The 22,536-nt window shown below is 23.2% G+C and carries 24 protein-coding genes; 15 read left to right on the top strand and 9 right to left on the bottom strand.

Features of this window, described 5'->3' with window-relative positions:
- Positions 1–39 precede the first annotated feature (39 nt).
- From AAHM79_RS02565 to AAHM79_RS02550, 4 genes are all read left to right on the top strand, one after another.
- A complete protein-coding gene (locus tag AAHM79_RS02565) occupies positions 40–990 on the top strand; it encodes an IS30 family transposase (protein ID WP_342258050.1) in 951 nt (316 codons plus the stop codon).
- Positions 991–1,135: 145 nt separating this feature from the next.
- Positions 1,136–1,552: a hypothetical protein gene (locus AAHM79_RS02560; protein WP_342258049.1), complete on the top strand. Its 417-nt coding sequence runs from the start codon at positions 1,136–1,138 to the stop codon at positions 1,550–1,552.
- 148 nt (positions 1,553–1,700) lie between these two features.
- Positions 1,701–2,279 (top strand): hypothetical protein, encoded by a 579-nt coding sequence (locus tag AAHM79_RS02555; protein WP_342258048.1) that lies wholly within the window; start codon positions 1,701–1,703, stop codon positions 2,277–2,279.
- Positions 2,245–2,550 (top strand): hypothetical protein, encoded by a 306-nt coding sequence (locus AAHM79_RS02550; protein WP_342258047.1) that lies wholly within the window; start codon positions 2,245–2,247, stop codon positions 2,548–2,550. Before AAHM79_RS02555 ends, AAHM79_RS02550 begins: the two co-directional genes overlap by 35 nt.
- Before the next feature lie 66 nt (positions 2,551–2,616).
- On the opposite strand, the gene AAHM79_RS02545 is transcribed toward AAHM79_RS02550, so the two are convergent.
- Together AAHM79_RS02545 and def are read right to left on the bottom strand one after the other, a co-directional pair.
- Entirely contained in the window at positions 2,617–4,335 is a 1,719-nt protein-coding gene (locus AAHM79_RS02545) for a ribonuclease J (RefSeq protein ID WP_342258046.1), read from the bottom strand.
- A gap of 160 nt (positions 4,336–4,495) precedes the next feature.
- Positions 4,496–5,086: a peptide deformylase gene (gene def, locus AAHM79_RS02540; RefSeq protein WP_342258045.1), complete on the bottom strand. Its 591-nt coding sequence runs from the start codon at positions 5,084–5,086 to the stop codon at positions 4,496–4,498.
- 101 nt (positions 5,087–5,187) lie between these two features.
- Between def and AAHM79_RS02535 the strand changes: the two genes are divergently transcribed.
- The 8 genes from AAHM79_RS02535 (at position 5,188) to thiI (ending at position 12,731) form a co-directional block, all read left to right on the top strand.
- Positions 5,188–5,745 carry an RsmD family RNA methyltransferase gene (locus AAHM79_RS02535; protein ID WP_338957664.1) on the top strand — a complete coding sequence of 186 codons (558 nt, stop codon included), beginning with the start codon at positions 5,188–5,190 and terminating at the stop codon, positions 5,743–5,745.
- 14 nt (positions 5,746–5,759) lie between these two features.
- Positions 5,760–6,338, top strand: a complete 579-nt coding sequence (gene gmk, locus AAHM79_RS02530; protein WP_338957663.1) for a guanylate kinase — start codon at positions 5,760–5,762, stop codon at positions 6,336–6,338.
- Positions 6,339–6,586: 248 nt separating this feature from the next.
- Positions 6,587–7,537 (top strand): IS30 family transposase, encoded by a 951-nt coding sequence (locus AAHM79_RS02525; protein WP_342258044.1) that lies wholly within the window; start codon positions 6,587–6,589, stop codon positions 7,535–7,537.
- Between the two features lie 73 nt (positions 7,538–7,610).
- Complete coding sequence (locus tag AAHM79_RS02520) at positions 7,611–8,132, top strand: hypothetical protein (RefSeq protein ID WP_342258043.1); 522 nt, start codon at positions 7,611–7,613, stop codon at positions 8,130–8,132.
- Positions 8,133–8,345: 213 nt separating this feature from the next.
- Entirely contained in the window at positions 8,346–9,020 is a 675-nt protein-coding gene (locus AAHM79_RS02515) for a diadenylate cyclase (protein ID WP_252320291.1), read from the top strand.
- 2 nt (positions 9,021–9,022) lie between these two features.
- The gene (locus AAHM79_RS02510; RefSeq protein WP_342258042.1) at positions 9,023–9,796 is read left to right on the top strand and encodes a type III pantothenate kinase; all 774 of its coding nucleotides are present in this window, start codon (positions 9,023–9,025) and stop codon (positions 9,794–9,796) included.
- Positions 9,797–9,840: 44 nt separating this feature from the next.
- Positions 9,841–11,535: a hypothetical protein gene (locus AAHM79_RS02505; RefSeq protein ID WP_342258041.1), complete on the top strand. Its 1,695-nt coding sequence runs from the start codon at positions 9,841–9,843 to the stop codon at positions 11,533–11,535.
- Positions 11,536–11,558: 23 nt separating this feature from the next.
- Complete coding sequence (gene thiI, locus AAHM79_RS02500) at positions 11,559–12,731, top strand: tRNA uracil 4-sulfurtransferase ThiI (RefSeq protein WP_342258040.1); 1,173 nt, start codon at positions 11,559–11,561, stop codon at positions 12,729–12,731.
- 259 nt (positions 12,732–12,990) lie between these two features.
- Here thiI and AAHM79_RS02495 read toward each other — a convergent pair whose 3' ends face one another.
- Both AAHM79_RS02495 and AAHM79_RS02490 read right to left on the bottom strand, forming a co-directional pair.
- Positions 12,991–13,722, bottom strand: a complete 732-nt coding sequence (locus tag AAHM79_RS02495) for an IS30 family transposase (RefSeq protein WP_342258039.1) — start codon at positions 13,720–13,722, stop codon at positions 12,991–12,993.
- A gap of 72 nt (positions 13,723–13,794) precedes the next feature.
- Positions 13,795–14,148, bottom strand: coding sequence for a hypothetical protein (locus AAHM79_RS02490; RefSeq protein ID WP_342258038.1), 354 nt, complete (start codon positions 14,146–14,148; stop codon positions 13,795–13,797).
- A gap of 73 nt (positions 14,149–14,221) precedes the next feature.
- On the opposite strand from AAHM79_RS02490, the gene AAHM79_RS02485 reads away from it, so the two are divergent.
- Together AAHM79_RS02485 and AAHM79_RS02480 are read left to right on the top strand one after the other, a co-directional pair.
- The gene (locus AAHM79_RS02485; RefSeq protein ID WP_342258037.1) at positions 14,222–15,928 is read left to right on the top strand and encodes a hypothetical protein; all 1,707 of its coding nucleotides are present in this window, start codon (positions 14,222–14,224) and stop codon (positions 15,926–15,928) included.
- Between the two features lie 150 nt (positions 15,929–16,078).
- Positions 16,079–16,255 carry a hypothetical protein gene (locus AAHM79_RS02480; RefSeq protein WP_342258036.1) on the top strand — a complete coding sequence of 59 codons (177 nt, stop codon included), beginning with the start codon at positions 16,079–16,081 and terminating at the stop codon, positions 16,253–16,255.
- A gap of 97 nt (positions 16,256–16,352) precedes the next feature.
- Here the strand turns inward: AAHM79_RS02480 and AAHM79_RS02475 are convergent, their stop codons facing one another.
- Positions 16,353–17,258 (bottom strand): hypothetical protein, encoded by a 906-nt coding sequence (locus tag AAHM79_RS02475; RefSeq protein WP_342258035.1) that lies wholly within the window; start codon positions 17,256–17,258, stop codon positions 16,353–16,355.
- Positions 17,259–17,298: 40 nt separating this feature from the next.
- Here AAHM79_RS02475 and AAHM79_RS02470 point away from each other — a divergent pair, with 40 nt between their 5' ends.
- Positions 17,299–18,249: an IS30 family transposase gene (locus AAHM79_RS02470; RefSeq protein WP_338979395.1), complete on the top strand. Its 951-nt coding sequence runs from the start codon at positions 17,299–17,301 to the stop codon at positions 18,247–18,249.
- 210 nt (positions 18,250–18,459) lie between these two features.
- Here AAHM79_RS02470 and AAHM79_RS02465 read toward each other — a convergent pair whose 3' ends face one another.
- The 4 genes from AAHM79_RS02465 to AAHM79_RS02450 are packed head-to-tail and all read right to left on the bottom strand — an operon-like array spanning position 18,460 to position 22,531.
- On the bottom strand, positions 18,460–19,677 hold the full coding sequence (locus AAHM79_RS02465; protein WP_342258034.1) for a hypothetical protein: 1,218 nt from the start codon (positions 19,675–19,677) through the stop codon (positions 18,460–18,462).
- A 3-nt stretch (positions 19,678–19,680) separates the two neighbouring features.
- Positions 19,681–19,986: a hypothetical protein gene (locus AAHM79_RS02460; RefSeq protein ID WP_342258033.1), complete on the bottom strand. Its 306-nt coding sequence runs from the start codon at positions 19,984–19,986 to the stop codon at positions 19,681–19,683.
- Positions 19,947–21,335, bottom strand: a complete 1,389-nt coding sequence (locus tag AAHM79_RS02455; protein WP_342258032.1) for a hypothetical protein — start codon at positions 21,333–21,335, stop codon at positions 19,947–19,949. Before AAHM79_RS02455 ends, AAHM79_RS02460 begins: the two co-directional genes overlap by 40 nt.
- A gap of 11 nt (positions 21,336–21,346) precedes the next feature.
- Complete coding sequence (locus AAHM79_RS02450; protein WP_342258031.1) at positions 21,347–22,531, bottom strand: hypothetical protein; 1,185 nt, start codon at positions 22,529–22,531, stop codon at positions 21,347–21,349.
- Between the last annotated feature and the right edge of the window lie 5 nt (positions 22,532–22,536).

Genomic DNA, 22,536 nt, shown 5'->3' with positions numbered 1-22,536 from the left:
ATGCTAAATTTAGTTTAGAAAAAAGTAAGGAGTTTTTATATGAGTTATAAACATCTTGGCATAGATGAAAGGATTTATATTGAGAATCAATTGAAATTTAAATTTAAAATTAGTGAAATAGCTAAAAATCTTAATCGAAGTATTAGTACTATTATTCGAGAAATTAATAGAAATAAAGATAATAATCATTATTTTTCATTAATTGCACAAAATAAAGCTGAAAATCGAAAACAATCACATATTAGTTTTCATAAGTTTAAAAATAAGAATTTAGTAAAATATGTACAACAAAAATTACTATTAGGTTGATCCCCTGAACAAATTTATGGCAGAATTAAAAATTTTCATAAAGAGTGAGTTATTAGTTTTAAAACAATTTATACTTGAATTTATTTTGGAATGCTTGATAAAGTTACTAGTAAAAATTTAAGAAGAAAAGGTAAAAAACGAAAATCTAAAGAAAATCGTGGCAAGTTTAATGGTAAATCAATTAAAGAACGAGATATAAATGTTAATGATCGTATAACACTTGGTCATTGAGAAGGAGATACTATAGTATCATCACGAGGTAAAAGCAAATCATGTTTAATAACTTTAGTTGAAAGAGTATCACGATTTACTTTAGCAATATTAGTTAAAAACAGAACTACTAAAGTTATTAATAAAAATGTCAGTTATTATTTCTCAATTCTTCCTAAAAACATTGTTAAAACTATTACTTTTGATCGTGGCAAAGAATTTTCAAATTGACAACAACTTGAAAAAAATTTAGATGTAAAAATTTATTTTGCCAATCCATATTCACCTTGACAAAGAGGTACTAATGAAAATACTAATGGTTTAATTAGAGAAAAATTTCCTAAAAAATTTATTTTTTCAAAAACTAATAAAAATGAAGTTCATAAATTTATATTGTCTTTAAATCAAAGACCGAGAAAAATATTAAATTATCTTTCACCAATCGAATATTTGGATAGAAAAATAATTTAGTTGCACTTACCTTTACAATTTAGCATTGCAAAATTATGAAGATTATATTAATAAAAAAACCAAAAATATTGTTGGACAACTAAATCTTTTTTTTAAAAAAGAATTTATTAATAGTCTAAAATTTTAAGAGGAAAATTATTCATTATTGCATATAGCAGTATTAAATGATTGACAAAAATTAGTAACTTATTTAGTAACAAAATGATCAGTTGATATTGATTATAAAGATAGTTCGGGGAATTCAGCATGAAATCATGCTTTTATGTTACTAAAAAAAGAAAATGCTTTAGCAATTAAATCAAAAGTTCAAATAAATGAAGAAGATAGAATATTTTTAGAAAAAAATATTGATTTATTATCAAGAAAAAAATCTTGTTTTATTAAACCTTTAGATAAAAAAGATAAAAATGCTAATAAAAATAGATTTAACATTATAAATTATTATTATGATGTTGATGAAGTTGCTATTGATGCTTTTGATTATTTTAAAAATAACATAAATTTAATTGAAGATGATAATAATTTTTTAACAATTAATAATAAACAAACTTTACAAATATAAAGGTAATTTTCATTTAATTATACAGATTAAATTTATACAATTAATTAAGTAAACACTCAAATCATAATAAAATAATAATTAATGTAATATAACAAAAATTGTATACAATAGGTATAGTAAAAAAGATTTAAAGATTAAGGAGAAAAATATGAATATTATAAAATCGGTATTAAGATTAATGTCAGCAGTTACTTTAACTACAGTTAGCACAAGCTCAGTTATTGCATGTGATAATCAAGATTTCGAAGAAAATTTATTAAATGCAAAAGTTTCACAAGGTTGAAAATTGACTAATGCTACTGGTGAAGGATTATTAATGCCTACTATTAATATTGATGAAAATGATAAATCACAAGTAACCTGAAAAATCAATCCAACTAATATTAAGGTAATAAATTTGATTAAAAATGATAAAAAAGCTAAAGATGAAGAAAGTTTTCAATTTTTAAAAAATGCCTTAAATATTAAAATTGATAGTGGCACAAAATTAGAAGATGCTATTTTTAATGAAACAGAATTAAATAATGTAACTACTATTATTTCAAATATTAATGTTGATTTAAATCCAGTAACAGACAAAAATGATTTTTACATTGTAAAAGGTTCATATAATATAATGTTTACAAATGGTGTTACAAAAACTGATAAATATAAAGTAGTTATAAAAACAAGTCCAAACGGAGTAGTTGGTCATGATATTTTTCCAATTAAAAAAAACAGATTTTAATAGTAATTTTCAAAGTGAATTTAAAGTAGGTCAATCAGTAAGTAAATTTCAAATTAAGAGTGATTTGACTTCAATGTTAGATAATTCTAAAGATAATGTTAAAACAATCTTTGGAATCCAAAAATTATTAAATAAAGGATCACTAAAATTATTAGTAACAAAAAATGATAAATCAACAGGTAATTTTATGGCCAATGATAAAATTACAGTTAGATTTAAAATCGGTGAAGTTATGATTCTTGTAGGAGAAGAATTAATAGTTAACCCTTAATAATAACATCATATTCAATGCTAATTATGTTTAATAAAATATATCAAAAAAAATAAAAAATAGTTTTTAAAACGATTTTTTATTTAATATAACAGGAATAATTAAAGGGTTTCTTCTTTTCTTTTTAAATATATAAGGTGCTAATGTTGATTTGATAGCATTTTTTATTGTAGCAAAAGTAGGTCTTTCGCTTTTTAATACTTCATTAATAGCTTTTGTTAGTAATGATATTGCTTCAGATACTAAAGGTGCTGCATCACGAACATAGAAAGAACCGCGAGAAATAAACGTTGGTGGTGCTAATAATTTATTATTTTGTGAATCAATAGAAACAACAATTGCAATTAAACCATCTTTAGAAAGAATTTGTCTATCACGGATTACTGCAGCAGTTGTTACTCCTGACATATCTTTACCACCATCAACATAAATAGGATCAGCAGCAATGCGTTTATCGCTTAAAGAACATTTACCATTATCCATAATAATTGGATCACCGTTAGCACAAATAAATATATTTTCTTCAGGGATTCCAATTGATACAGCTGTTTCTTTATGAACTTTTAACATTCGATAATCACCATGCATTGGCATAAAGTATGATGGTTTAATTAAATTTAACATTAATTTTTGTTCTTCTTGTGAAGCATGACCAGAAGTATGCAATCAATTTAATGGTGAATTTTCTTCAACAATCGCACTAAGTCGTGTTAGTTTATTAACTACTCTTTCAACGTCAGCACGGTTACCGGGAATTGCTGATGAAGAGAATATTATTGTATCACCGGGTATAATTTTTATTTGACGATGTTCGCGATTAGCAATTCTTGATAATGCTGCCATTGGTTCACCTTGGGAACCCGTACAAATAATAACAATTTGATTATTATCATATTTTTTAGCTTCTTCTGCTTTAATAAATGAACTATCACGAACTTTTAAATGTCCCATTTGACGAATAACATTAACTATTCTTTCTAAACTTCTTCCAACAACAATAACTTTTCTATTATGTTTTGTTGCAACTTCAATAATTTGTTGTAAACGGTGTACATTAGAAGCAAAAGTAGAAATTAAAATTCTGCCCTTCGCTTTAGCAAATATTTCACTAATTCTTTTAACAACAAGCATTTCTGTCATTGTATAACCGGGTACTTCAGCATTCGTTGAATCTGCTAAAAATAATGTTACTCCTTTTTGACCCATTTGTGCCATTTTATCAATATCTGCTTTATGACCTAAAGGTGTTCAATCGAATTTATAATCACCTGTTGTTACAACAGTTCCATTTGAATTTTCTACGCAAATTCCATATGCATCAGGAATTGAATGATTAACAGCAAAAAAACTAATAATAAATCTGTTAGTTTTAATTTTACTATTACCATCAACAATATTTATTTTTATTTTTGATTTTATTCCTTTGTCCTTAATTTTATGACGAATTAAAGCTGCTGCTAAGTTAGGAGCATAAATAGCTGGAATATCACTAATTTCTTTTAATAAGTATGGTATACCACCAATATGATCTTCATGACCATGAGTAATAAATATTCCTTTAATTTTATGTTTATTTTCTTTTAGGTAACTATAATCAGGAATTACTGCTTCAATTCCTGGCATAGAAGCATCAGCAAATTTTACTCCAGAATCAATAATAATAATTTCATTATCTTGTTCAATTACATAAGTATTTTTTCCAACTTCTTCTAGCCCACCAAGCGCAAAGATTTTCGTGACGAACTTTTTAACTGGCATAGTATTTTTTGTGGGTGTATCACTCATATTTTTTCTCCTTCATTCATTTTAAAATTATAAGGAAATAACATAAAACATAACATAAAAAAATGTAATGAATTTAATCATGTTTTTACTTATTACTTATTTGGTATATTATATTTAACTATAATAAAACAATTTAAAAACTTAAGTTTATCATTCTACTTTATATCATAATCCATTTATCATCATGAAGTCAAGGATTATCCTTATTAATGTGATGATAAAAGAGTTTTCCTTCTAAATGGTCTTGCTCATGTTGAAAAACAATTGCTTCATAACCTCTAACAGTTAAAGTTACTTTTTTCTTTTTTAAATAGTCATAACCTGTAACGTTGATTTTATAACTACGTGGAACTAAACCTTCATGAGGGTGATTAGTTACACTTAAACAACCTTCACCTTTTTTTAAATAAGCTATTTGTTCGCTTTTACCAATGATTTTTGGATTTATTAATGCATGTTCATAGTAAATAATCTTTTCATTTTTATCAGGAATTGGTAATAAAATATAATACATTTTTATATTTTCTCCAATTTGTGGTGCAGCAATACCAATAGCTTCGGTTAAAATGTTGTTAGCATTAAATTCTTTATCTTGTGATGCTTTTACTCAATCAATCATACGTTTCATAATATTTTCATCTTTAGGTGTTAAGGGTAAAATAACATCAGCACAAGGTTTTAATAAACTAGGTTTTGTATCTTCAGTAATTCAAGATGCTGATGGTACTTCGTTTTGTAATTTTTTTAACATTGCAGATCCTTTCATCAGTTTGTAATAAATAATAAATTAAACTAATTTGCTTTTATCAAATTTAATGATAAAGTTATTATAAACTAAATTTTGGGGAAAACATGAAAATTATTGCTGGAAAATTAAAAGGAAAAAAAATAATTACTTTAGATGGTTTATCAACACGGCCAACATTAAATCGAATTAAAGAAAATATTTTTAATATTATGTTAAATTATTGTAGTTTTGAAGATAAAATTGTTGTTGATTTATTTGCTGGAAGTGGTAATTTAATTCTTGAAAGTTTATCACGAGGGGCAAAATTTGCTTTTGCAAATGATATTAATAAAGCTGCTTGTAATATTATTAATCAAAATTGTTTTGCTTGTAATTTACAAGAACAAGTTAAATTAAGTAATTTGGATTATCAAATTTTTAGTAAAACACTAGTACAACAGTGTGATATTGTTTTTATTGATCCACCGTTTGCAAATATTACTTGTCAACAGTGAATTATTGATTTCTTTTATAAAAATAATTTACTTGCTAATAATGCTTTAATTGTTTTAGAAACAAATGTACCACTTGAAAATTTACAATTAAATTTCCATTTTAAAGTAGTATCTAATAAAAAATACGGTAAAATATATATTAAAATAATTCAATTTTATGAAAAGTAGAAAGTAGAATGTAAATGGCACAAAAAAAAGGAAAATTAATTATTCTTTCTGGACCAAGTGGTGTTGGTAAGGGTGCAATTATTGCTAAATTATTTGCTGATAAATCATTAAATTTAGCATATTCAGTTTCGATGACAACAAGAAAACCACGTAATAAAGAACAAGATGGCATTAATTATTTTTTTGTTGATGTATCAACTTTTTTAAATCATGTTAAAGGTAATGATTTTTTAGAATATACAAATTTTATTGGTAATTACTATGGTACTAGTAAGAGTTATGTTTTAAATTTGCAAAATCAAGGTTATAACGTTATTTTGGAAATTGAGGTTGATGGTGCTAGTCAAGTTTTAAAAAATTATGAACATCGCAATGATATTATGAGTATTTTTATTATGCCTCCTTCTTATCAAGAATTAGAACAAAGAATTCGTATGCGTGCTAGTGAGTCAGAAGCAATTATTGAGAAAAGGTTAAATAAAGCAAAAGAAGAATTTAAAGTTCAACATGAATATGATTATATTGTTATTAACGATGACTTAGATATTGCTGTTAAAGAAATAACAGATATTATTAAAAATAATATTAATTAGTTTTTGATTTGATAGTTTAGAATTAAATATTAAAAACATTTAACGATGTTAATTTGTATAAAAATATAATAGTATAGAAAACTATAATACAATAATTTTATAAACTTAATATCAAGTTTATTTTAAATCCTATTTCTTTAATTTGCTGAATTATACTTGTAAGTGCAAGTAAATAAAATTGCAAAAAATTCTCATATAAAAATTTCATAATGCTAAATTTAGTTTAGAAAAAAGCAAGGAGTTTTTATATGAGTTATAAACATCTTGGCATAGATGAAAGGATTTATATTGAGAATCAATTGAAATTTAAATTTAAAATTAGTGAAATAGCTAAAAATATTAATCGAAGTATTAGTACTATTATTCGAGAAATTAATAGAAATAAAGATAATAATCATTATTTTTCATTAATTGCACAAAATAAAGCTGAAAATCGAAAACAATCACATATTAGTTTTCATAAGTTTAAAAATAAGAATTTAGTAAAATATGTACAACAAAAATTACTATTAGGTTGATCACCTGAACAAATTTATGGCAGAATTAAAAATTTTCATAAAGAGTGAGTTATTAGTTTTAAAACAATTTATACTTGAATTTATTTTGGAATGCTTGATAAAGTTACTAGTAAAAATTTAAGAAGAAAAGGTAAAAAACGAAAATCTAAAGAAAATCGTGGCAAGTTTAATGGTAAATCAATTAAAGAACGAGATATAAATGTTAATGATCGTATAACACTTGGTCATTGAGAAGGAGATACTATAGTATCATCACGAGGTAAAAGCAAATCATGTTTAATAACTTTAGTTGAAAGAGTATCACGATTTACTTTAGCAATATTAGTTAAAAACAGAACTACTAAAGTTATTAATAAAAATGTCAGTTATTATTTATCAATTCTTCCTAAAAACATTGTTAAAACTATTACTTTTGATCGTGGCAAAGAATTTTCAAATTGACAACAACTTGAAAAAAATTTAGATGTAAAAATTTATTTTGCCAATCCATATTCACCTTGACAAAGAGGTACTAATGAAAATACTAATGGTTTAATTAGAGAAAAATTTCCTAAAAAATTTATTTTTTCAAAAACTAATAAAAATGAAGTTCATAAATTTATATTGTCTTTAAATCAAAGACCGAGAAAAATATTAAATTATCTTTCACCAATCGAATATTTGGATAGAAAAATAATTTAGTTGCACTTACCTTTACAATTTAGCATTTTAAAGTAATAGATTTTTTTATTTAATTAGAAAAGGTGAATAAAATATGGACGCTAAATCAATTGCAATCTTGCTAAAAACACTAGTCGGGTTAGGAAAAGTAATATCTGGAGGAAAAGAATCAATCAAAACCAGTAAGAGAAAAAATAAAGCAAAAGATAAGATAGAAAATCAAGTAAAAACATTAGAAACAAAAGTATTAACAGCATTAAAAGTATTACAAACATTAAAAGAAAAAGTATGAGAAGATGAAACATTAAAAGAATTAGTAGAATCTTTAAAAAAATTAGAAGAACAATTATCAAATTCATCAGAAAAATTAGAAAAATTAAAAACAGAACCAGCAACAGTAACAATCACAGATATATCAGTAGCATCAGTATGATTACAGGAAAAACTATCAAATTCACTAAAATTAATTGAAAAATTACAAACTAAATTATCTTCAAGAGAAAATAGTAAAGATAGTGATAATGATTTTTTAATAAAAGCAGAAGTAAATAAGAATTTATCAACATTATCCGTAGTAAATAAAAATTATGTTCATAACACTGTACCAAATTTATAGTTAATAAAGATAATTAACAAATAATAATTTTATAAACTTATATAAGATAAAATCTAAAATTATCAAAAATATTAGTACTCCTTTTAAAAATAAATTTAAAAGGAGTATTTTGTAAATTATGATAAGTTGTTATACTAATAATATCAAAAATAATTTTTTTACTTTATAATTAAAGTAGTGGAATCAAAAAATAAAGGAATGGTGGTATTTAATATGAGTGTATTACCGTTAAATATTATTTCGACTGTAATTTCAGCAGATATTGGAACAGTTATTGCTGAAATAGCGGTTTTATTTGGAATAACCATTTCTTTATTAATGACAATTCTTATTTTAATAGTTATGAATACCTTTATTCGTGGTAAAAAAGTTTGATGAACCACAAGAAATAAATCTCATATGAAACTACTAGCAACTTCAGAAAAAAGAATGTTAGCAAGTGTTTTAGCAGAAGCAGTGATTAAATTAGCAGAAGAAAAAATTGGAGCACTAATTACTATTGAAAGGAATGTTTCATTAAATGAATATACTGATTTGGGAGTAAAAATTGATGGTGAAGTAACTTCACAACTATTACAATCTATTTTTATTAAAGGTTCACCATTGCATGATGGTGCAGTTATTATTCGTTTAGGTCGTATTGAATGTGCCTCTACTTATTTTCCACTAACTAATAAAAAAATATCTAGTCAATTTGGTTCACGTCATCGTGCTGCTATTGGAATATCAGAGCAAACCGATGCAGTATCAGTTATTGTTAGTGAAACTAATGGTTCTGTTTCAATAGCTCGTAGTGGTAAGTTTTTACAAGTTGAAAACTTAAATAATCTTGTTCGTACACTATATGATGAATTAGCTTCAACTAAAGAAATGGTTCAACAAGTATAATAATGAAAAGTTTGTTATTAGTAGATATTGGTAATACATTAATTAAGATTGCTATGATTAATGATAGTGAAATTATTGAACAATGAGCAGTAATAGAAACCAAAAGTAAAAATGCAATTGTTCAATTGAAAAAAGCATTTAAATTAAATAAAAAATTACATTTTGAAGAAGCTGTTATTAGTTGTGTTGTTCCAAATTTTTTAATAATAATAGAAAAATTAATTGTTTTTACATATAATTTAAAACCGTTAATTGTTGATTTTAATTTACTAAGTTCTTTACCTTTAAAACTTAATTTAGAAAATCGTCAATTAGGTAGTGATTTGATAGCATTATCATATGCTGCTTATACTAAGTATCACAATGCGATAGTTGTTAGTTTGGGAACTGCTACTACCTATAGTGTTGTTGTTAATGATGTTTTGGTTGGTGTTATTATTGGACCTGGATTTAGTACAAGTAAAGATGCATTGATTGATAATGCTGCTTTACTTGTTGATTTTGAAATGCAACATTATCAATCAATGTTAGGTAAAAATACTAATCATGCTTTATCAATTGGTTATGGTTATGGTTTTAGTGCAATGATTAATAGTATAGTTGCTAGAATTCAAAATGAAACAAATATTAGTTTACCTGTAATTTTAACAGGAGGTAGTGTACCAATTTTAAAATCTTATTTTGATTTTTCTTATATTTATGAACCACAAATGTTATTTTTAGGTTTAGTTGATATTATTAAATATTTTAGAAGTAATAATAAAATAAAAGATTAATATCTTTTAATATATTTAAAATATAAGGAAAGGAGAATAAAACTATGTTGATGTTAATAAAAATTTATAAATTAACTAGTGCACAAATTATTATAATAACTATTATTAGTTTATTAATTTTTACTATTATCGTTTTAACAAGTTTATTAGTAATTTTTAGTTCATATAAAAATAAACAATTTATGGTTTATAAAAATTTGCAATATATTCAAAATATTAATATTAAAGAAAGATTAAATCGTATTAATCAAATGGTACAAGCAAATGAACAATATAGTTCTATTTTAGGGATTTGAATTAGTCGTTATAATCTTTTTTTAAAAAAAGATTTAAATAAGGTTTTTAAAAAATATATTCAAATTTTAAAATTACAAAATAATAAAGAATTATGAAAAAGATATAAATTAATGTATAGAATGCATAATAAAAGTAATAATTTAAAAAATCAATTGCAGTTATTAACAATTGAAATAGATTATTTTATTAGTATTGATCAATTATTACGAGAATATCAATTATTTTTTAAACAAAATTTTAATTATTTACAAGATCAAATGATCAAGATTAATTTACAAAATGATCTTAATCGAGAACAATTAGATGAAGTTATTAAAATAATTAATGATATGTTTAAAGAATTAGAAACAAATATTAATGCTATTAATGTTAGTCAAATTATTACTATTTTAAGTGAGATTGCGATTGCTGTTGTAACATTGGCAGAAATTTTAGATAATTTACCAACACTTCGTTATATTATAACATATGAAATTAAACAAAAAATGGCGGCCTTAAAAAATAAATATCAAATGATAAAAATAAATAATACTTTACTTTTACAATACGAACAATTAGTAGCAAACGTTGATGAAAAGTTAAGTTTTATTAATAAACAAATTAATAATTTACAATACAAAAAAGCTAAGGTTAACACTCAAGAAATATTAAAATTAATTGCCACTTTTAGTAATAAAATTGATAAAGAACAAATATTTTATAATATTTTTAAACAAAATTATGAAAAATTTTTAGTTATGAGTTTTAATTTTAATGAAATATTTGAAACTATTAAAAATGAAATTGCTCTTTCAAATAAAATTAATTCTAAAATGATAGAAAATAGCAAAATAACTAACTTAGAAACTATTATTAATAAACAACTTGCTACTGTTAATGATTTTGATAATTTATTAATCATAGAACATCAAAAATCAATAAAAAATACTAGTTATGAAACATTAGTGATGTTATTAGCGGCGTTATTTGAAAATAGTATTGTTGTTTTTAATAGTTTAAAAGAGTATAATAAATTGTTGAATGAACAAAATCAAGCAAAAATTAAATTTAAAACTTATGTTGATAAAATCAATTCAATGATGTTACAAATTGATAATATTTTAAATAATATTAATTTTTATTATTTAAATGAAATTTATAAAGAAAAGTTTAGTGATTTACAATATTTAATAAATGATACTATTTTAAATTTTAAAAATGGAAATTATGATAATTCTTCTTTTAGTAAATTTAATGATTTACAAAATAAAATTTTTCATCTTTATACTGAATTAAAAATGGAAATTACTATTCATAAATTATCACATTTAACTCTTGTTTATGCTAATCGTCATCGTTCAATTAATCAGCAACTTAATAGTAAATTTAATGAAATTGAAAATAATATCACTAATAATCATAATCAAAAAGCATTAACATTATTATTGGAATTAATGGAATAAATTTTAAAAAAGAGGAAATTTAAATGGTACCAATTATTATTATTCGTTATGGTGAATTAACAACTAAAAGTAAAAATCGGATTGATTTTATTAAACAATTAAAAATAAATATTAAGTATGCTCTTAGTGATTATAAACAAATAAATATTATTCATTTTCATGATCGGATGGAACTAACTAATTTATCTCTTGACGTAATGAATGATGTTATTAATATTTTGGTGAAAATATTTGGTATTAGTTCATTATCACCTGCTTTTAGAATTGCTAAAAATATGGAAATATTATCAGAAAAAGTAATATCATTAATTTTAAGTCAAGATCTAACAAATTTTAAAACATTTAAACTTTTTGTTAGTCGTAGTGATAAGAGTTTTTCATTAAATTCAGAACAAATAGTTAAAATTATAGCTTCTATAATTTTAAAAAAAACAGATTTAAAAGTTAATGTTACTAATCCTGATTTAAAAATAAATATCAAAGTTAATAAGGATGATATTTATTTATTTGCAAATAAAATTATTGGTGCTGGTGGATTTCCAGTAGGTAGTTCAGGGAAAGTGTTATTATTATTGAGCGGTGGTATTGATTCCCCTGTAGCAGCATATAAATTAATGAAACGAGGATTACAAGTTCAATATTTACATTTTGCTACTCCACCTTTTACTTTACCAACAGCATTAAAAAAAGTAGAAACTTTAGTTCAAATTTTAGCACCTTATAATGCTGGTAGTAAAAATTTATATATTTGCAATTTTACTAACTTGCAAAATGAATTAAGTCATATTAAGAAAGAAAGTTATCGTATTACTTTAATGCGTAGAATGTTTATTAGAATTGCTAGTTTATTTGCAGAAAAATATAAAATTCAAGCATTAGCAATCGGTGAAGCGATTGGTCAGGTTGCTTCACAAACATTAGCAAGTATTAATGCTATTAATATTGTTAGCAATTTACCAATTTTGCGTAGTTTAATTGCCGAAGATAAAGTTGATATTATTAATCTTGCTAAAAAAATTGGTACTTATGAAACATCAATTTTACCATTCGCTGATTGTTGTTCATTATTTGTTCCCAAAAACCCTGTTACACAACCAAAGATTAAAGAATGTGAACTTTTAGAAAATGATTTAAAGCAAATAATTGATTGAGAACAAATTTTAATAAATAGTTTTAAAGATATTGAAAAAATATAAATAAATTTATTAATAATGCTAAATTGTAAAGGTAAGTGCAACTAAATTATTTTTCTATCCAAATATTCGATTGGTGAAAGATAATTTAGTATTTTTCTCGGTCTTTGATTTAAAGACAATATAAATTTATGAACTTCATTTTTATTAGTTTTTGAAAAAATAAATTTTTTAGGAAATTTTTCTCTAATTAAACCATTAGTATTTTCATTAGTACCTCTTTGTCAAGGTGAATATGGATTGGCAAAATAAATTTTTACATCTAAATTTTTTTAAGTTGTTGTCAATTTGAAAATTCTTTGCCACGATCAAAAGTAATAGTTTTAACAATGTTTTTAGGAAGAATTGATAAATAATAACTGACATTTTTATTAATAACTTTAGTAGTTCTGTTTTTAACTAATATTGCTAAAGTAAATCGTGATACTCTTGCAACTAAAGTTATTAAACATGATTTGCTTTTACCTAGTGATGATACTATAGTATCTCCTTCTCAATGACCAAGTGTTATACGATCATTAACATTTATATCTCGTTCTTTAATTGATTTACCATTAAACTTGCCACGATTTTCTTTAGATTTTCGTTTTTTACCTTTTCTTCTTAAATTTTTACTAGTAACTTTATCAAGCATTCCAAAATAAATTCAAGTATAAATTGTTTTAAAACTAATAACTCACTCTTTATGAAAATTTTTAATTCTGCCATAAATTTGTTCAGGTGATCAACCTAATAGTAATTTTTGTTGTACATATTTTACTAAATTCTTATTTTTAAACTTATGAAAACTAATATGTGATTGTTTTCGATTTTCAGCTTTATTTTGTGCAATTAATGAAAAATAATGATTATTATCTTTATTTCTATTAATTTCTCGAATAATAGTACTAATACTTCGATTAAGATTTTTAGCTATTTCACTAATTTTAAATTTAAATTTCAATTGATTCTCAATATAAATCCTTTCATCTATGCCAAGATGTTTATAACTCATATAAAAACTCCTTACTTTTTTCTAAACTAAATTTAGCATTATGAAATTTTTATATGAGAATTTTTTGCAATTTTATTTACTTGCACTTACAAGTATAATTCAGCAAATTTGTTTAATAACGTTAGGTGCAAGTTTACTATATTTTTTAACACCAAGAGAATTATCTAATAATGATACGTACTCCATTTTTTGTTTTTTTGTGTTATAATGTGTACAAATACGTCGCTTATAAGTTAATAAAACTTTTTTTGCTTTTAATTTTCGTTGTCTAAATCTATATGATTTATATTCAGATTTATCACATATACTTCATAAATAATCATCTATTTTTGCAAATAATTCTTCTGTTTGTTTTAAACTTAATTCATCTTGATTAAAATCATGTTTGTCTCAATCAAAATGATTTGCGAATGGTAATATAAACATTTTTAATGTTCCTTTCTAATTTTTGTTTGTTAATAATTTAAGTTTAATTTTTTTTAAAAAATAAGGAGTAAATATGGCTTTTATTAGTAGTTATGGACAATTAAATAAAAAATATAATCTTAATTTTAGTGATAATAATTATGGTTTTAGTTGAGATATTTTTAAAGAATTTGTTGGTGATGAATGAGCAGAATATTTTACTACTAATTGTTTTTATCGTTTTGTTCCAACAGCACGTGGAACAAGAAAAACTTGAAACTGTTTAGCATTTGATTTATTTATATGTTGTAATTTTAGAGATAGTAGTGTTCAAGAAGTAAGAAGATATGAAAATACTCATAGTGAAACTACAATTGGTGTTTTAATGAATGTTTGTCAAGTTTTATTAGATACATATAATATTAATTTATTACCTAATAATCCACATGGCATTAAATGAAAAATTACTAAGGATGGGGGATGTATTATCTTTCCAAGTAATCAACAAATTGACTTTATTGGTTATGCTAATGGTAATAAGATTTTTGGAAAAGAAGCAGGTGGGTCAAGTTTTTTAGGTTCAAGAACAGATGAAATTATTATGGCAGAAGAAAAAGAAACATTAACTGAAAAACAATTAACATATCGATATGAACGTTTACAAAACTCTATGTTTAGAAGTAATCGTATTAAAGTATCAAATAAACCTATTAAAGAGTGAAGTTGAACATTTATTGATAAAAATATATATAGTTCTACCTTTGGACAAAAGATTACTCGTTATTTTTATAAAAGTTTTTTCATTACTTTTACATGTAATCCTTATGATAAATATCATCCATTTTATTTAAAATACTGTACACCATTTTTACCATTAAATGATGAAGTCATGAAAAATCTTAAAAAAGTTGGTAAAGTTTATTATGAAAATAAAGATATGTTTAGTGGTTTAGGTTTATTTGTTTTAAGATTTACTATTCAACCATTTTGAAATAAATTACCTGACATTCAACAAAGAACATTATTAGAAATGGAAAAAAGTAATCCAGATGAATATAATACTGTTTATTATGGTTTTGAATTTTTAGATAGCGATGCAACAATTTTCCCATTTCAAAAAACAGTAAAATATTGACAATCATATGATTTAAAACAATTTTATAATCAAGAAAAAGAAATGTATAAATTTGATTTTTATAGTGTTGGTATTGATTGAGCTACGGGACCAAAAGACCATACTGTATTTATGGTAGTTGGTTTTAAAGAATATAATAATACTGGTTATTATGATGCTTATATTATTTGTGAATTAGTAGTTACTCCAAATGATTTTATAAATGAAAATGAAAAAATTAATGCTTATGTTAATGAAATTTTAGGATTAATGGATAATTTTGAAAATTTTGAACAAGCAATTTATTTTTATGATGATAAAGCAAGAACAGCAATGGATTGATTAAATCAAAAATTAATTGATGAACACAATACTATTTTAATAACACAAACCGCTATTAAACATGCTTCAAATTTAAATCAAGAAGCCGGATTAACTAATAGAGTAGTTTGAATGAGAAATATTATGAGTTATGGAAATTTTTATGCAAATAAAGATGATTTACCAAAAACAACTCAATGTTTAGAAGAATTACGTTATGACCAAACCAAAACTAACATTCCTGACAAAAATATGTATCAAGACCCTTATGATGCATTATTTTATGCATTATATCCATATAAAAATGTAATTAGTGGTAAAAATAATGCTACTGTAAAAAAAAGTATCTTCACATTTGCAATATAATAAATAAGCGCAATACAATTAATATTATAGGTATCAAAAAATAAACACCTTTAATTTAGGCGTTATTTTGCTTTTAAAAGCATACTTGTAAAAATAATCAAAAATAGTACAATTTAAAAGTAAAATCAAGGAAAAAAGAAGATATTTATTATGAAAACATGAATAAAAACAAATTTTCAAAAAATATCATTATCATTTGCTGTAATAACTGGTGTTACCGGTTTAATCTTAGGAATATTTTCATATAATAAAAATAATCAATTAACATATTTTTATGATTACGACCATGAAGCACACTGGGGGCAACTATTTGAGCAAGACCAGTAAGTAATAAACATAAAATTACTCTTTACTGAGCATCAAATAAATTAACTGATGATGCAGTAAAATGAGATGGTATTTATCCAGATGGATATTTTGATAATTAAATTTCTAAATTTATATAAGAAATATTTTCATTATATTTATCAAATAAATTAATATTATTTAAATTTATTTCTTGTTTATTTGTTACTAAAATTAAATCATAATTACCAGCACCAAATAGTCCGCTAACTTCAATTCGATTTAAGTTATTAATTGGATTTTCAATTTGTAATTCAAATTCACTATTATTGTCAATTTGTAAAACTTCTTTATAAAATTCTAATTTAGAAAATAATTGTGATTTATTTGAACCATATAAATTTAAAGCATTTTCGGTTTTATTTTTATTAATAATTAATCTTGTAAAATATTTTCCATATTCACCATTACCTAATGTTCAATCTGCCGGAATTAATGATGGTATATTATTGCTTTCTAATTCATTAGTTATGGATAGTCAGTTAAATTGATTATCATCTAATTTCAATAATTCATTTTGACTAATGTCATTGTTTTTTAGTTTAATGTTATTGATATCTGTAAAATCAAAATATGCAGATTTTAATACTACTTTTATATCTTTAAATTCTCAAATCTTATCAGGTGTAGAATGTATAGGATTTGATTTTAATTCAAAATAATAAGGTAATAATAATTTATAGTCATCATTTAAACCGTTATTAATAGACATGGTTGAATAAATATTTTTTGATAGCATTATAACTATTTGTTTTAATATTTTAACTTTTGGTAAATTTGTATAGTTAGGATAATCTAATTCTCATTGTTTAAATAAATTAGTAATAACTTCATTTGGTTTTTGTCCTTCAAACTTAGCACGAATTTTATCTAAATCATTCATTTCTTTTAAAACATTACTTAATGATGCACCATCAAAGTGCTGAATTATACTTGTAAGTGCAAGTAAATAAAATTGCAAAAAATTCTCATATAAAAATTTCATAATGCTAAATTTAGTTTAGAAAAAAGTAAGGAGTTTTTATATGAGTTATAAACATCTTGGCATAGATGAAAGGATTTATATTGAGAATCAATTGAAATTTAAATTTAAAATTAGTGAAATAGCTAAAAATCTTAATCGAAGTATTAGTACTATTATTCGAGAAATTAATAGAAATAAAGATAATAATCATTATTTTTCATTAATTGCACAAAATAAAGCTGAAAATCGAAAACAATCACATATTAGTTTTCATAAGTTTAAAAATAAGAATTTAGTAAAATATGTACAACAAAAATTACTATTAGGTTGATCACCTGAACAAATTTATGGCAGAATTAAAAATTTTCATAAAGAGTGAGTTATTAGTTTTAAAACAATTTATACTTGAATTTATTTTGGAATGCTTGATAAAGTTACTAGTAAAAATTTAAGAAGAAAAGGTAAAAAACGAAAATCTAAAGAAAATCGTGGCAAGTTTAATGGTAAATCAATTAAAGAACGAGATATAAATGTTAATGATCGTATAACACTTGGTCATTGAGAAGGAGATACTATAGTATCATCACGAGGTAAAAGCAAATCATGTTTAATAACTTTAGTTGAAAGAGTATCACGATTTACTTTAGCAATATTAGTTAAAAACAGAACTACTAAAGTTATTAATAAAAATGTCAGTTATTATTTATCAATTCTTCCTAAAAACATTGTTAAAACTATTACTTTTGATCGTGGCAAAGAATTTTCAAATTGACAACAACTTGAAAAAAATTTAGATGTAAAAATTTATTTTGCCAATCCATATTCACCTTGACAAAGAGGTACTAATGAAAATACTAATGGTTTAATTAGAGAAAAATTTCCTAAAAAATTTATTTTTTCAAAAACTAATAAAAATGAAGTTCATAAATTTATATTGTCTTTAAATCAAAGACCGAGAAAAATACTAAATTATCTTTCACCAATCGAATATTTGGATAGAAAAATAATTTAGTTGCACTTACCTTGACAATTTAGCATAATAATCAGTTAAATCAGTTTTCCCGCAAGTAGCACTAATTTTATTATTTTCATCAATTTTAATATTTTCACCAGCAATTAACTTATCTTGTTTTTTATCTAATAATTGATTTGTTTCTAGTTTTGTATAATAATCATGTTCAGTATTTTCTTCTGCTATAAATTCAGTTGGTGTATCTATTCCTTAATATTGATATATTTCTTCTATATCACCAATTAAATTAATTTTTCCAAGTTCAGGATAAGAATTACCACCACCACTAAATTGTTTCTTTTTATTGTTATAGTAAATAGTTCCAATATTTAAAATATTTTTATTTTGTATTTGTTCTCCATAAGTCATGGAATCAACATTTAACAATTCAAATTCGTTAAAAACATTATTTAAATAAATTTTAATTACTTTATAAAATTTCATAAAGTTATTTTCTGTTGAATATTGATAACTGATTTTAATAAAATATCATTTAAATATTTCTATATTATTATTTTCAACTTTTTTTCATAAGGGACTAGTTTCAATATTAAATCAATTATTTTTAACATCATTAATATTTTCGTTTGTTTTAATTAATTCACTATTTAATTTGGTAATTTCATTTTCATTTGTAGTAATTCGTTTTTGTTGTTTAGCAGAAAAATCACAAGTTGGTGCATGTGTATAATCACCAATTTGTGGATTGTTTTGTAAAACATCAGGTGGTAATGTTCCAATTTCATTAGGTCAATCTAAAATCATAGTTTCAGTTTTTGAGTCATATTCTGTTGCAACATAACCTTTATTTATTAAATTTGTAACTGGTCCCCTATATGTTTCATTTTTATTACCATTAATGGTATCATCATATAATTTTATTTGCTTTGATAATGTAAATTCTTTTTGTTCTTGAATTAATTCATTAACTTGGTTTCTAGTATAAAATGCTTTTAAGTTAATTTTTTCAACATCTATTTCATCATTATTATAATTTGAAAATATTTGTTTTAATTCTGTTAATCTTGCTCATATTTTCATTCTACTAGGTGCTAAATCTCAAATATTAATCGTAGGAGTACTACTTGCACTAAATTGATTACCATTATTAAATTGAATAGTAGCATCAACATTAAATTCAATTGGTGTACGATTAAATACTCAATGTTCAACCATAACATAAACCATATCTCTTAAAGTTTCTTTAATTAATTCATCTTTAAAACTATCAAAAGGAAATTTAGATAAAATAAAATCAAGATAAGCATTAATATCATTTTGAGCACGAATAGCAAATGTTTTAAATCAATCATCAACATTTGGTCATGTATTTATATATTGTCGTGGTGTTTCTGTAATTGTTCCAGTTAATGGATATCAGTTATTATAATTTTCTAAACTGACACCAGTTCAAAGTTTATTAATCATATTTTATCATTCCTTAAAAAATGCTTTTTTATAACGTTTGGTTTTTGATTTAGTTTTTCTATGTGATATATGTATAATTTCTTTTTGTAATTTTTTCTTTCCTTTTTTTACAACTTGATTATATGCAAATTTTTCTAAATGTCTTAACAATCCAGTACCAAATACAGTATTAACTGATAATTTTAAACCCACCCTTTTAAATGATTTATTGACATTATCAATAGGATTATTAATAACATTAACTACTTTATGATAAGTTCTAATTGTCCTTAATATTTGCCTATAAATTTTAAAACTATCTTTAATCATTTATTTTGACTAACTCCATATCCAATATATCAACCGCTATATCATCTATATCAATGAAATGGATGTATTTGAATAACAAAAGTTTCTGCTTTGATAATACTATCAATAACTACAATTGGTTTATATTTAGGATTACGATGATAAATAGTAATTCCACATTTATCTAATGATAAAGGTTGAATTTTACAAGCCATAAATACTGGTGAATTTAATGGAATTAATTGTGCATGTTTAATTGCTTTCTTTTCAGCACTTGTAAATACATCAATTGTTTTTTCTTTTAATTTATTAATTTTTTCAAATGCTTGTTTTTCTAATTTTTCGAATTTCTCTTGTAATTTATAAATATTTATTCTTATTTTTTCAAAATATGAAGTATCTTTTCAAAATTTATTTAAACCTTTTTTAAAATAAAATTTAATATCAAAATATTTAAAAGTTTGATTTGCTTTTAATACTAATTTATGAATTGAACTATTTTTAAAATTAAATTTAATTGCATTAGCACGAATTTGTTGTAAATCTAAAATTAAAGATTTTCCATATCTATTTTCTGCATGTATTGTATGAACTAAATTTAATCAGTCATGTTGGTTCATTTTTAATACTTCTTTTAAATCAGTATTATATTTTTGTAAAAAATTGTTTGCTTTATCAATATCTTTAATTTTAAATTTAGGAGTTAACTGTGGACTTAACTTTATTAATTCATTTTGTAATAATAAATAATTTTTTAATTCTTGTACTTCTAATTTTGCAAAATTATTTTTATATTGTCTTTCAGCAACAAAACCTAAATTTTGTATTATTGTTTCGCGATTTGGAGCATGGTTATAATTAAATAAATAACGTTTATTTCCAATAATTTTATCTGTTAAAATTTCTTTTCCACTTACTTGACTAATGATTTCTTGTAAATTTTTTGCTTTTTTAATGCCAATTTGTTCTAATGTTTTAGTTTTTTCTGCTAAACTAATAAATTTAGTTGTACGATAACCACGACTAATTCTATTAAGTCCAGCAAATGCAGGTAATATATTAAAAAAAGTATTTAATGGTGTAACATTTCCTTTTAAATAATCATAAACTTGATTAATAGTAAAATCAGTTAAAAACTCTACACCAACAGCACTAATACTAGCAAGTAAATCACTTGCACCTAAACCAAGTGCTAAACTTTCACTTAATCCACCAGTAAAAGGAGCAAGTGCTACTGCTATTACTTGTACACCAATCATTTCTAAAATTTCTCATCATCAACTTTTATGTTCTTGTTGTTGACTTGTTCTAGTATGTTTTGGTTTATTTATGTTTAAAAGTATTGCTGTACTAGTTGTACCAATTGGCATAATAATTATCCTTATTTAATAGTTATTTTTATAGGATTTGTTGAACCTTGATAATTTTTATCAGTGTCATTAGTAGTGATTACTACATATAAATCTCCTGCTTTTTGGTTTTGATTACTTACATCAACTTGACCTTGGGCATCACTAAAATAATTAATAATTGGAGTTGTTAAATTTGGATTTAAATTATTTAGTTCAGTTGTATTTTTAATTGTTGTATCTAATAATTTATTCTTTTTAGTAGTATCAGCAGTAATATTAGTTGTTAATGTTGTAATTTCTTCACTTAAATATTTTTTATTAACAATACCACATAACATTCATCTTGATTCTGTTTCTGAGTTTGACATATAAGGAATAGATTCTCCTGTTACTTGTCCACCAACTAAATATCTTTTTGGAACTTTACCATCTTTAATATCTTCAACATATATACTAGTTTGTTGTAACATATATCTTTTCATTGCTTTTGGTGTTGCTAAAACAAAATTCATAATTTGATTTTTATTTTCAGTATTTTTAAATGTCATATAATCATCCATAACAATTTGACATAATACACCTTTAATATATAAATTTGTTCCATTTAATCTTAATTGTTGTGCTAGTTGATTATCAGTAATTAAACCTTTATTATCTGCTAAATAAAATAAAGTATCATAAAGACTATTTGTTATAAAAAATTTACAATTATTACTATTTCTTAATTGAAATAAAGTATTTCATGCTGATAACATTGATTTTAAATATCCTACTGGTGTTGTATCAGTAATGATTACTTTTTTGGCAGATTTAGCAATTGTATTTGTATCATTATTTGCTAAATAATCTGCTAAATCATTAGCAACTTCATATTGCATACTTTCTAGTAAATTTTGCCCATTATCTGCAAATAAATCAACTTCACCAATCATTTCTCCTGTACTAGCTTCTTTTGTAATTTCTTTAATAATTTTATCAGTATCAACATAACCAACTTCTAATCCTTTACTTTTATCATTTCAATGAAGTATTTTGAATGTTGGGTCTTTTGGTTTTTTAACTATAAATTCAATTTTTGTAGAATTAACCATTTCAATTGGAAAAAAACTTGCTCATGGACTATTTGATTGTTTATAAAATTCTATAAATTCAGGTGTTTCTACTAATTTTGTAGTATTATCTAAATTTTGTTTAAATGGCACTGGATTTGGCATTTTAA

The organism is Spiroplasma endosymbiont of Nomada ruficornis (genome assembly GCF_964030795.1).
Taxonomy (GTDB): domain Bacteria; phylum Bacillota_I; class Bacilli_A; order Mycoplasmatales; family VBWQ01; genus Spiroplasma_E; species Spiroplasma_E ixodetis_A.
The sequence above is the reverse complement of the archived record's forward strand: the minus strand, read 5'-3'. Positions and strand labels throughout refer to the sequence as shown.